Annotated in this window: 9 protein-coding genes and 2 pseudogenes; 1 reads left to right on the top strand and 10 read right to left on the bottom strand. The window is 61.3% G+C overall.

Annotated features, from left to right (window positions below; genetic code table 11):
- Positions 1 to 83 precede the first annotated feature (83 nt).
- From ACLBWH_RS18035 to ACLBWH_RS17995, 9 genes and pseudogenes are all read right to left on the bottom strand, one after another.
- Positions 84 to 701, bottom strand: coding sequence for a tyrosine-type recombinase/integrase (locus tag ACLBWH_RS18035; RefSeq protein ID WP_447800240.1), 618 nt, complete (start codon positions 699 to 701; stop codon positions 84 to 86).
- 267 nt (positions 702 to 968) lie between these two features.
- Positions 969 to 1,349, bottom strand: a complete 381-nt coding sequence (locus tag ACLBWH_RS18030; RefSeq protein WP_447800238.1) for a VOC family protein — start codon at positions 1,347 to 1,349, stop codon at positions 969 to 971.
- 341 nt (positions 1,350 to 1,690) lie between these two features.
- Positions 1,691 to 2,785 (bottom strand): SGNH/GDSL hydrolase family protein, encoded by a 1,095-nt coding sequence (locus ACLBWH_RS18025; protein ID WP_447800236.1) that lies wholly within the window; start codon positions 2,783 to 2,785, stop codon positions 1,691 to 1,693.
- Positions 2,786 to 3,116: 331 nt separating this feature from the next.
- Complete coding sequence (locus ACLBWH_RS18020; protein WP_447800235.1) at positions 3,117 to 4,136, bottom strand: glycoside hydrolase family 43 protein; 1,020 nt, start codon at positions 4,134 to 4,136, stop codon at positions 3,117 to 3,119.
- 275 nt (positions 4,137 to 4,411) lie between these two features.
- On the bottom strand, positions 4,412 to 4,882 hold the full coding sequence (locus ACLBWH_RS18015; protein ID WP_447800234.1) for a VOC family protein: 471 nt from the start codon (positions 4,880 to 4,882) through the stop codon (positions 4,412 to 4,414).
- A 10-nt stretch (positions 4,883 to 4,892) separates the two neighbouring features.
- Positions 4,893 to 5,306 carry a hypothetical protein gene (locus ACLBWH_RS18010; RefSeq protein WP_447800233.1) on the bottom strand — a complete coding sequence of 138 codons (414 nt, stop codon included), beginning with the start codon at positions 5,304 to 5,306 and terminating at the stop codon, positions 4,893 to 4,895.
- A gap of 269 nt (positions 5,307 to 5,575) precedes the next feature.
- The gene (locus ACLBWH_RS18005; RefSeq protein WP_447800231.1) at positions 5,576 to 6,370 is read right to left on the bottom strand and encodes a class I SAM-dependent methyltransferase; all 795 of its coding nucleotides are present in this window, start codon (positions 6,368 to 6,370) and stop codon (positions 5,576 to 5,578) included.
- Positions 6,371 to 6,782: 412 nt separating this feature from the next.
- Positions 6,783 to 7,877, bottom strand: coding sequence for an SMP-30/gluconolactonase/LRE family protein (locus ACLBWH_RS18000; protein WP_447800230.1), 1,095 nt, complete (start codon positions 7,875 to 7,877; stop codon positions 6,783 to 6,785).
- Between the two features lie 167 nt (positions 7,878 to 8,044).
- Positions 8,045 to 9,341: pseudogene (locus ACLBWH_RS17995) on the bottom strand (IS110 family transposase).
- 154 nt (positions 9,342 to 9,495) lie between these two features.
- Here ACLBWH_RS17995 and ACLBWH_RS17990 point away from each other — a divergent pair.
- A pseudogene (locus ACLBWH_RS17990) lies at positions 9,496 to 9,813 on the top strand (integrase core domain-containing protein); the annotation flags it as partial.
- Positions 9,814 to 10,394: 581 nt separating this feature from the next.
- Here the strand turns inward: ACLBWH_RS17990 and ACLBWH_RS17985 are convergent.
- Positions 10,395 to 10,739, bottom strand: coding sequence for a hypothetical protein (locus ACLBWH_RS17985; protein ID WP_447800229.1), 345 nt, complete (start codon positions 10,737 to 10,739; stop codon positions 10,395 to 10,397).
- Positions 10,740 to 11,161 lie beyond the last annotated feature (422 nt).

Raw genomic sequence — 11,161 nt, 5'->3', positions numbered from 1 at the left:
CGCTAAAGGCAGTTCATCAGGCGTGAACGTTTCCAAAGTTGGTAGGCGGGGGCAGAGGTTTGAATGTCTGGAAATGGGTCGGATCAGACCTCGGTGCGTTCGGCCAGTTCCAAAGCGTCCTCCACGTCAACGCCCAAGCAGCGGACCGTGCTGTCGATCTTGGCATGGCCGGGAAGGATCTGAACCGCGCGGAGATTGCCAGTCGCCTTGTAGATGATCGATGCTTTCGTGCGCCGAAGCGAGTGCGTCCCGTAATCCTGAGCCGGAAGGCCGATGCCGACCACCCACTCGTGCACGAGGCGGGCATATTGCCGCGTGCTCATGTGAGCCATGTAGTCGTTTCGGCTCGGAAAGACGAAGTCGTTCAGTGTCCCGCCGCGTCGCTCCAACCATGCCCGCATCGTCTTTCGTGCCGTATCCATCAGCTCGAACTGGACCGGACGTTTGGTTTTCTGCTGGATCACAACGGCGCGGTCACGGACGCGCCCGCCGGAAACTACATCGCCGATCTGCACCTTGACCACATCACAGCCGCGCAGCTTGCTGTCGATGGCGAAGTCGAACAGCGCTCTGTCGCGCAATCGTCTATGCTGGTCGAGCCAGAAGCGAATGGCCCAGACCTGTTGCTGTTTCAGCGCCCGCTTCGCACCGATAAGCCGGCCCTCGTTCCAGGGTCGAAGTTCGTGAAAGGCGGGGTCCATCGACGACTGCCCCCATCGATCATCTCCATCGGGACGGACCGGCCAATCGAGCGTACCCAGGCGCGGTAAACCCACGGTTCGGAAATGTGGTTGATCGGCCGTCGGTGATGCTGAACGAGTGGCCGGTTTCGGGCGGCGCCTCGTAGTCTCTGAGCGGCCGGATGTGGGTCTCATTCGCCTCAAAGCGGCCGAGCGGCTGCCGCCCAATACCAGTCTCGTGATCCTCGTAAGAGCCGCCCGGAGGCGGCCCTTAGGCGGTGAGCAGGGTCAGGTGCGTCGTTCGCCTACATCGATCCGATTGCCATCCGGGTCAGCGAAAACGAAGGCACGTTGTCCGTAAGCCTTGTCGGCAAGACCCTTTATGATCCGCACGCCTTCAGCCTCACAGATGGCATAGAGCGCCGCCACGTCGCTGACGAACATATGCATGACATTGACGGGTGAGGCTTTGTGGTCTGGCTTTTGGCTCAAATGGACTTCGGCGCGATCCTTTTTCATTACCATGAAGCCGACCGGATCACCGTTTTCAAACACCTTCCGGAAGCCCAGCACGCGCGCGTAAAAATGCTGCGCGGCCTGAATGTCGCGGACACAGATGCCAGGCGCAACACGGCCGAAGCTGATCTCGGCCACAGCGGAGTCCGCCATCGTCTCTTCCTTGTCGGGCAGGGGCGGCGGTGCGCGTGCCGGTTATGGAGCGGTGTCCGAGCCGTTTTGCTCCTTTGTCTGCCGGAACATGTCAACAGAGAGGGATGGCCGCGCCGCGACTCCACTAGGTCGCACCATTCAGCTGCCGAATTTGCATGCCTGAAACCGGCATTTGCCGACATGAACGAATGGCGGAAGTTGGGAACGCAAATAGCAGCGCGAATGGCCGCATCTGGGTCGTGGCGACCGAGGCCCCGCCGACCTTAGCTGGGGAGAAAGCACTTAACGCCCCATATTTGGACGGCGGTAAGAGGATAGAGACTCTGATACTGGCGAGCCGCTCACATCCCGGTAATAACTAGCAGGTCAACCGCGTCTGCCATGGCTTTATAGCCCGCATCGTTCGGGTGGAGCTTGTCACCGTCGTTGAACGCAGAGTCGATCTTTAACGGATCGGTCTTGTCAGCGACCGAAGACGCAAAATCAATTACGCCATCAAAGGCACCCGAACCTCGGATCCAGCCATTGAGCGCCTGTCGTACCGCTTCGCCTTGCTCGCTGGCATAACCAGCGTTCTTGTACGGGGTGAGCGTAGCGCCGATTACGCGGATGCCGTGCTCGTGCGCCCGCTCGATGATCTGCTTGTCCGCCGCGATCAGGGCGTCCGCCGTTACCGGATCGCTTGGTCCGCGGGGGCTGAAGCTGCGTCCAATATCGTTGATGCCCTCAAGCAAGATGACGGCCTTCACACCTGGCACGCTCAGCACGTCGCGATCGAACCGTGCGAGTGCATTCGGACCTGCACCGTAGCCGAGCAGGCGATTGCCGCCGATCCCCGCACTCACCACCGCCCAGCGTTGTTTGCCCTGCCGCGCCGCCAATCGCTCGGCTAGCCGATCGGTCCAGCCGCGGAAGGCATTGTTGGTTGAGCCGTAGCCTTCAGTGATCGAGTCGCCGAGTGCGACGACTACACTCGTCGGCTGAATCGGTGCGACCTCGACTTGCGTGAGGATGACCGGTGCGTTCACCAGGCGGACCTGAGGCAGCACCGGCATTGCGCCGCTGTCGCCGCTCGGGCCCCCGACATACTGCCACAGCGCTCGCACGTTACGGACCGGCAGCCGACCCGGGGCGTAGAGCGAGACGGCGAGCTTATCGAGTGCCTTTACGGGGAGCGTGATAGGATCGCTTAGCAATGGCGCCCCGGCCGGGATATTGGTGCTAGGCAGACCGGCGAAGGTGACGATGTGATCGGTCCCGGGCAGAACCGATCCGTCCGGCCCCGCAAGCCCGACGTGCATCGCTCCAATTGCAAGGGCGTCTACGCCGCCTTCGTTCGACAACCGTAGACGAACGGCGCTTCCTGCTGCGGAGACGCGGACCACCTGCCGGATGGTCGCGTTAACGAGATCGCCAGTGCCGGTGTCGACCGCCATTTGGCCCGGGTTGTCGATCAGCCGAGGCGGGGTGGGCGGCCTGGCCGGTGCCGAAGCAGGACCAAGCGGAACGACCGTTCCAGTGGAAGGCGTGAAAGGGGCGGGCTGCTGACCGGGCGGTGGTGGCGAGACGACATACCCCCACGCCGCGACCCACGTGCGATCCGAGGCGGCCCGCGCGGCCGTAGGGCGCGGTGGCGCGCCTGCGGCCGGTACCGACATCGCGGCCAGGGCGCAAAGCAAGGTCAAACCAGATCGCGGCATCTTAGACTTTCCATTTGCATACCTAACCCGGGACGGTCGACGTGCAGCGAGCAAGAGGCGCAACATCTCACCGCTGACGCTTGAGCTGCGGGGTAGACACCCCGGCTTCGGTCTGGACAACCGGTTTCATCGTGCCATCAGGATTGTAGTAGAGATGTTCTACGGTGACCGCGCGACGTCCGAGTGCGCCCTTCTGAGCGCCGATCGTCAGCGCAGCATTGTGCAGGAACAGATACCAGTTGCCTTTGAACTCGGCGATGCCGGGATGGATGGTGAAGCTATTCTTCGCCGGTCCGGTCAGCTCGCCACGGAACGTCCACGGGCCGGTGATTGCCGGCGCCGTTGCGTAGGACACGTGTTCGTCCCCGGGTTTGGCCCCCGGCTTCGCTGCTGGGTCCATAGAGGCATAGGTAAGGTAATAGAGGTTACCACGCCGGTGCAACCACGGGCCTTCTACGTAGAAAGGCGGGGTAATCTCCCGGATTGGTCCATCGAGCTCGATCATGTTCGGCTTCAGTTTGGCGATGTAGCATTCGCGGTTGCCCCAAGCGATCCAAGTTGTGCCGTCAGTGTCGGTCAGCACGGTGGGATCGATGTCTTCCCAGCTATGCTTGCCCTTGGGCGTCATCTCGTTGGTGATCAGCGCTGATCCGCGCGCGTCCTTGAAGGGGCCTGTCGGCCTTTCTGATACCGCAACGCCGATCGCCTTGCCTGGGTGGGTGTCGTCATGCTCGGCGGGCACGTACAGATAGAATTTCCCATTCTTGGCGATAGCCTGCGGTGCCCACGCATCCTTCTTTGCCCACTTAAGATCAATGATCTTCAGGATCGAAGGGTAAGGAGTCCAATGCTTCATGTCCGTCGTCGAGTAGACTAGCCACTCGCTCATATTGAACATCTCGCCGTCCTTGGCCTCGTCGTGATCGACGTAGAGGTAAAGCGTGTTGCCCACAACGAGGGGTGCCGGATCGGCGATAAATGTATCGCGGATGATCGGATTGGAGCCGGGGGTGTCGGTCGCCACGGCGGGGATCGCAGCCAACGCACAACCAAGCGTGAGCGCTACCATACCGAACCACTGTTTCACCTCCATCCCCCTATTTTGGTAGCAGGAGTACTCCCGCAACCAGCGTCGTCAATCCTCCCGGGCAGAAGCGGCAGATCGTATTGCCTGATCGAGGATCCTCAGACTCCGCGCGCTCACGAAGTTCCCGTTAGAGAAGCGGTGAGGGACAAGTCTGAGGCACCTCTTGCCTGATCCGGTCAATTGGCTCGTCGAATGTCAAGCGGGTCCACAACTGAACAAGCGTCCGGTTTGTGGAAGCGGCAATGGCGCGGTGAATGTCGGGATGTGGGTCAATCTTACACGGTGGGATGCGCGTCGTTGATCTCGATGACGTAGCCGTCGGGATCACGCACAAAAATCTGGCGTATGCGATCCGGTCGGGTCTGGATCGTATGGTGGCCGTCCATGTCCTTCCACGCGACGTGGAGTTCGTCTAGTCGCATGACCATCGCGTCGAGATCTGCACAGGCCAGTGCGTAATGATCCCAACGGTTGTGTGGAGCGCCCGGCGTGCCGTGGGCGACGATATGCAGCATCCGGCCGCCGCCGAGCGCGAACCAGCGGGCTGCATCACGCGGAAACGGTGCCGGAACCTCGCGTAGGCCAAGGACCCGCGCGTAAAAGGCCACGGATCGTTCGATGTCCGCCACCTGGATGCCAACATGATCGAGCAATAGAGCCGGCGCCGGCGCCGGCGCCACGGGCTGAGCGCGGACGGGTGCTCCAGGCGTTGCAAGCAGTAGGGCAGCGGCAAAGACGTCTCGCATCGATCTTTCCTCATGTTCGGCCGAACAGGTAGCGGGTGCCGACAATCGAGCGGATCACCTTCCCCGGCATCGCCGCTTGCGCTGCCGCGATGAAGGTTTCGCCGGAGCAGTGACCGGGAATGAGGATATCGGGGTCGAGCGCTTGCATCAGCGCAACGGTCTCTTGCGCCTGCGCGGCCGTCTGCGGCGCCACGAGGTGGAAACCGCCAACGATCGCGTGCACACGGTCCACGCCGGAGGCTGTCTGCGCCTGCCGTACAGTGTTGATGATCCCGCGATGGCTGCACGAGCCGATCACGACAAGACCTCGGCCAGCGACATGATATGCCGTGCCAAGCTCGTGAACAGCATCGTCGATGAAGAAACTCGCTCCTCGCTTGGCCGGATCGAGCAGCGTGCGGTCGCAACCCTGGCCGGGCAACATGCCGTTGGGGCCCGCGGCCGCTCGGCCGAGACGAACGGGATACGACCCGTGGTGAAGCCTTGGCCCGCCACGATCCTTGGATCTCCTGAAATAACCGGGACCACGCCTGCGCGGAGCAGCGCCATCCGCTCGGCTTCGCGCCTGACGATGGCCGGCCCGAGGTGGAAGCAGATCCTGAACAAGCGTCCGGAGTAGGGGCGGCGGTAAACCTCGCCAAATGACGGGAGTTGGGTTCTCTCCGCCGGAACGCTAAGCGACCGATTGAGTGATCACTTCGGCTTTATGAACTTCAGGGTCATCCTGTCGCTCTCGCCAATGGCCGCGTAACGCGTCCGATCGTGATCACCGTCCGCAAAGCCCGGTGGCAGTGTCCAAACCCCCTTGGGGTAATCGTGCGTGTCCCTGGCATTAGCGTTGATCGGGCTCTCGCTGGCAAGCTTGAAGCCGGCTTTGGTTGCGTAGCCAATCACTGACGACCGCTTCATATAACCGCTGCGCGCTTCCTCGATTGTCCCGGACACCTCGGGCAGATGGTGCTCGACAACGCCCAGGGTGCCGCCGGGTTTGAGCATGGCGAACATCTGGTCGAATGCGGTCTGCGTCTGGTCGGTCGCACCGAAGCGCCAGTTATGTACATTGCGAAAGGTCAGGACGACGTCGGCGGTGCCGGCTGGTACCTCAGTCGCGCCCGGCCCGGCTGGAAAGGTCGCAAACCTTACGGAGCGGTACGCAGCCGGCAAGGCAGACTGCTTACTCTTTACGGCAGCAAGCCCTTTGTCGTCCGGCCCGGCCGCATATAGCGTCCCGTGCGCGGACAGATAGGGAGCGAGGATTTCGGTGTACCACCCGCCGCTCGGCCAGATCTCGACTACAGTGTCCGTTGGCTTAACGCCGAAGAAGCTCAACGTTTCGACGGGGTGGCGATAGCGATCACGAGCGATGTTGGCAGGAGAGCGCGTCGACGCCTTCACTGCTGCTTTCAGGACTGGCGTCAATGCCGGTTGAGCGGCAGCAACAGAGCCGGCGACGAGCACCAAAGCGAGCAGGGCGGAGTTAGGACGCATGAAGTGCCTTTCGCGAAGAAGGGGTAGTGCTACTCGGTCACGGCTCGGAACAGAAGTCTGCTATCTGGGTCACCTTCTGGTCGCCCTTGAGATATTTCGCATTCGGTCGGGCGACGTGATGGTCGTCATGGCGCAGCGGTATTGGGACGCCCCCGATTGTCATAGATGAATGGCAGGGTTTGAGAAGTTCAAAAGGTGCCGCGAACGGCCGACTCTGGATCCACGCCGCCGTAAGCTGCGGGACCGCGATCTACGCTTTTTCGGCCGTTGAAGTCGAGACTGCGCAGTGTCTATCACCCGTCGGCTAGTCGAGGTCGCTCATCCACCATCTCATTTTGGAGGCTCAAACGAATCACGATATTTACATCAATGATCTCCAACCTGAACGCATCAGTTGATCAGGCCGTTATGATCAAAGCGACATGGCATAGAGCGCGTGATGTGTAAGAATGAACAGCGTGCGCTTGCCCTTGCCCCCGATCAACAACTGCAACGGCCGTTCGGGGGTGTCGATCCGGCGCTCCTGCTCTCCGTCTGCGCCGTATACGAACACCTGCCCGTTTGCGACGTAGAGGTTCCCGGCGTTATCCCGCGCGACGCTCTCGCCGCCACGGTCGGCTACCACTTTCAGGTCGGTCAATTGTCCGCCGATGCCGACCAGTCCGCTGTACGTCCGGTTTTCCGATGAATTCGTCAGGACCACCCGCTCACCCTGTCTCGCGGCCACCAATCCATAAGCGTCGAGCGAGTCCGGCCAGCGCCAGGCGAGATTGTCCGCCGTGCTCTGGTTCCAGACGCGAAACGCCGGCAGCACCAGCGACCCGTCGGGCGAGACATATTCCTGCGACTTGGCGTCGGCCATCTTGTCCACGAAGAATGCGGACAGGGGCGGGAAGGCATAGGTCTTGGGATCGAGCCGATCAGCGAACTCGCCATTGGCATAGATGTTGACCGGCAGCAGCGTCGCCGCGTCGCTGTGTCTGCGCGCCGGGGTGGCGGTGATCGTGCGGATCTGCTCGGGATGCGCGGGATCGATGCTGTACACGCTGGCGTCCGTCCCTGCCGACGAGAGCACCATCACGTTGCCGGAGCGGCCGACCGCCAGATTCACCGGGTCGAGCGGCGTATCCGTCAGCAGCGACAATCCCTCCTCCTGCGACCAGCCATGGATGCGGTGGTGAAAGCGGTCGATGAAGTAGAGCTTGCCGCTGGCATCGACCGCGCCGCCCGCGATCGAATAGAAGCCGTCCGCCAGTTTCCGGATGCCCGCCGTCACCGCGACTCCCGTTCCGGTGGCCGCGACTGTCGCTGTGGCGGGCACGTCCAGCTTGGCGAACTCGCGCTCGCGCACCTCCTGCCGGCGCGTGTAATCCTTGATCGCATTCTCGAATGGATATTTGCTGGCGCGCGAGAACGTGCCGCAAGGGGCCGTGCTGCCGCTGATGATTGTCAGCGACAACGTCCTATGTCGGGAAGCAGCGGCGGGTTTCAGCCAGCAGATATCCATGCGCCGACAACCATCGGCGCGGCATGCAATCTGAGCCAGATGGCTTCCACCGTCAATGGGATCGCTCCCTGCCATAGCAAACACAGGATCCAGCGGCGCCGGGGCGGCCGTGGTCCTTACCATCCTTAAAACGAGATACGCACCCAGGTGGAAGGCCCGAACATTATCTACAGGGTCGCTCGACGAGCGCCCTCACGGCACTTGCAGAGAGGGGTCCTTCCACCTGGCATCCGACCGTTCGAGGAACGGCCGGTACTCTGTCCCCGTCTTGACGACGGCGTGAGCCACGCGCGCCATCTTGGCGGTGAGCGCCGTCATCGCCTTGCGGCGACGGTCGGCATCGTCCGCGTGCCCGGCGGTGTACCGTCCGAGCTTGTCGCGGAAGCTGTTGTCGCGCTGACGCGCGGCGACCTGGGCAGCCATCCAGAAGGTGCGGCGCAGGCGCGCGTTGCCGTACTTGGACAGCTTGGTGCGGCCACGGAACGTGCCTGACTGACACGTTGCGAGATCGAGACCGCAGAACTTCAGGAACTGGCGATGATGGTTGAAGCGACGCAGATCGCCGGCCTCGGCCAGGATGGTCAGCGCGTTGATCGGACCGATGCCCGGAATGTTGCGCAGCAGCTGGTAGTCGACGTCATCGGCGAGCCGCGCATGGGCCAGCCGCTCGATCTCGTCGCGCTGGTGGATGAGGCTGCGGCCCTGCGCGATGACCATGCGGAACATGGTGATGGCGGCTGAGTCCTCTGGCACCGGCAGTGCCGTCGAGGCGGACGCCGTCTCGTAGATGTCGTTGATGAGGCGTGCCTTGGAGACCTTGCGGCCAATGAGCGGCCAGGCCGCGGCCGAGAACGCCTCGCGGTCCAGCGCCGTGATACTGGCAGGTGTCGGAAAACGCTCGATGAGCGCGAGGAACCAGTCGGAACGGCTGTTGCCTGCGAAGCGGGCGATCTCGGGGAAGTACATCGGCAGGTAGTGGGTCAGGATCCGGTGCCAGGTCTGCGTCTTCATTCTGGAGATCGTCTCGTGGGTCTTCGAGAGTTCCTGCAGGTCATTGATGCCCGCGGCGAGCGGGTCGACGTAGCGCTGCGTCGCGCCGATCCGCAGCATGTGCAGGATGACCTGCGCGTCCTTGGGGTCGTTCTTGTCCCAGCCGTTGTGCAGCGCCTCGCGCGTTCGGGCGAGCGCGACCGACGATATGAGGCGCAGCTCGAACCCCGCCGTCAGCAGCCGATGTGCCAACGTGCGATGGTAATTGCCCGTCGCCTCGAACCCGACGACGATGGGGCGGCCGATGGCCGCGAGTTGCTCGGCAAAGCCGTCATAGTCCTCCTTCGTCGCCATGACCGTCATCCGCCGGCGCCGGCCGCGTTACGGTCGCTCGATAAGGACCTCCTGCCGGTTCTTGGACATGTCGATGGCTACCAGCACGGCGCCGGCGGGCGTAGGGGTGAGCTTGGTCATGGTCGGTCGGCCTCCAAAGTGTTGTCTCGACAACCTCACTTTAGATACCTGCTGACCGGCCATGGCTGGCCGTGATGAAGCCTGCGGCCGCTTCGCGGCCTTGTCCTCATCGCGGCCATAGCGGCTCCCGAACCAGCACTTCCCAGTGTGCTACGGAACCGAGCTGATTAGTCTGGCGATCCTCAGATGGACGCAGGAGCGGCCTGTCGAGTGGCACTACATCGCACCCGGCAAACCGCAGCAGAACGGCTACATTGAGAGCTTCAACGGGCGCCTGCGTGACGAGTGCCTCAACGAGACGCTGTTCGTGTCGCTCGGTCACGCCCGCTCGGTGCTGCGGCTCTGGCGCGACGACAACAACCACGTGCGACCGCATAGCGGTGTTGGCGGGCTGACGCTCGCCGATGCTGCCAGGCGGGTTGTGCAACACCGCCCCGAGGGGCACCATTCCAACCCCGGACTCCAGTTATGACCGGCAGAGCTTTGGGGAGCACGTCACGACCAGCCAGAGGAGCGATCTGGTGATCCGTTCCCTACTCATTGTCCGTACTCCTAATCCCAACAACAGTACCTAGCTGGATGGCCGCTGTCCGATATCCGGCGTGATGGGATGGGCAGATATGGACTAAAGTCTGGCCTAACAGAGATTCAAGGACCGTCCGGCTGTCGCAAACGGGTCGACACTTTTTACTATTGGTCTCGGTTGTGTCAGGCTTCGATATAGTTGGCATCGGGTACCGAAACATGCTCGGTTAAAACGTCAAACGCGTACGAGATGTCGAACAGCTAAACGTGATGCAGCAGCGATAAGCTACCGGACATCTGGCGACTACTTACGCCGCTATAGGAGCCCGCGTCGCTTGAAAAACCCGCAGCCAAGCGTGTCTCAACGTCGGACCAGTGTGACCGCGAAAGGGGCAGTCTTGCTCCTCCACAATCATTTCGCTCCCCGCAAGCCGTCCCTCTTCGTACGCTTTGTCGAGATGTGCCCTCCCCATCAGGGGTATTCCAGTCATAGTCTTATCCTTAGCCACTTGTTGTAGATGCCAAGCATCAATTCGGCTTATGCTTGGGATTGCTTAAGCTGCCGCCTTCGTTTTCCCAATCCTGAAGTGGCCTATGTTCAACAATGCGGGCCTCGTTCACGAAATGATACGCACCGCCGGGCTTGTTGATCGAGTGGGGAAATCCGCTCGCCGCGATCGCCAGGCCGTATGCCTTTGCAAAAGCGCGATGGGCCGTTCGAGCAGACATTGATTGAGACGTCGTTGCCAAATGCAACTCGTACTGCTCGCGCTTTAGCATGTAATTGAGGTCCATAGCGTGCGTCTCCTCGGCGCGGGAGCAACTGTCTCTCAGCCGCATTAAGCTCAAGGCGTTCAATGCGGTGCGTTCCATACCACTTACTTGGACAGCATTCACGTTCGAAAAAAATTCCAAAAGTGTTTCTGTGTAGCTTTACAAAAAGCAATAGTATGGTTTTCATTAGTAAAATACCTAAGCGCTTGAATCGGTTCAATGCCGCTTAGGGTCATGAGCTCAAAATGGCGACCTACTAATCACAAACTAAAGTTGTAACGTCGCTTATAAGGCGCGGACTATGCTTAGGTGGCATGGGATGCCCAGCGATTACGTAGCACGTCATGGGTAAGTACCATAGAACCAAACGCGTCTCGCAGTAGATTTGCATCGGTCATATTCATAACAACCACGTGCGTTCCTGATCTGCCCCCCGTTTTACCGGATGGATTTAAGCGGTTGCAGAAACCAGTGCGCGATGCTCGCGCGGCGAACGCATTTTGAGCCCTGAATGGGGGTGG

The sequence above is a fragment of the Sphingomonas sp. M6A6_1c genome, assembly GCF_053345135.1.
The sequence above is the reverse complement of the archived record's forward strand: the minus strand, read 5'-3'. Positions and strand labels throughout refer to the sequence as shown.

Excerpts from the sequence above, each read along its gene's own strand:
- ACLBWH_RS18035 (WP_447800240.1), bottom strand. The coding sequence starts at position 701 with ATGGACCCCGCCTTTCACGAACTTCGACCCTGGAACGAGGGCCGGCTT.
- ACLBWH_RS18030 (WP_447800238.1), bottom strand. The coding sequence starts at position 1,349 with ATGGCGGACTCCGCTGTGGCCGAGATCAGCTTCGGCCGTGTTGCGCCT.
- ACLBWH_RS18025 (WP_447800236.1), bottom strand. The coding sequence starts at position 2,785 with ATGGCGGTCGACACCGGCACTGGCGATCTCGTTAACGCGACCATCCGG.
- ACLBWH_RS18015 (WP_447800234.1), bottom strand. The coding sequence starts at position 4,882 with ATGCGAGACGTCTTTGCCGCTGCCCTACTGCTTGCAACGCCTGGAGCA.
- ACLBWH_RS18010 (WP_447800233.1), bottom strand. The coding sequence starts at position 5,306 with ATGTTGCCCGGCCAGGGTTGCGACCGCACGCTGCTCGATCCGGCCAAG.
- ACLBWH_RS18005 (WP_447800231.1), bottom strand. The coding sequence starts at position 6,370 with ATGCGTCCTAACTCCGCCCTGCTCGCTTTGGTGCTCGTCGCCGGCTCT.
- ACLBWH_RS18000 (WP_447800230.1), bottom strand. The coding sequence starts at position 7,877 with ATGGATATCTGCTGGCTGAAACCCGCCGCTGCTTCCCGACATAGGACG.
- ACLBWH_RS17985 (WP_447800229.1), bottom strand. The coding sequence starts at position 10,739 with ATGGAACGCACCGCATTGAACGCCTTGAGCTTAATGCGGCTGAGAGAC.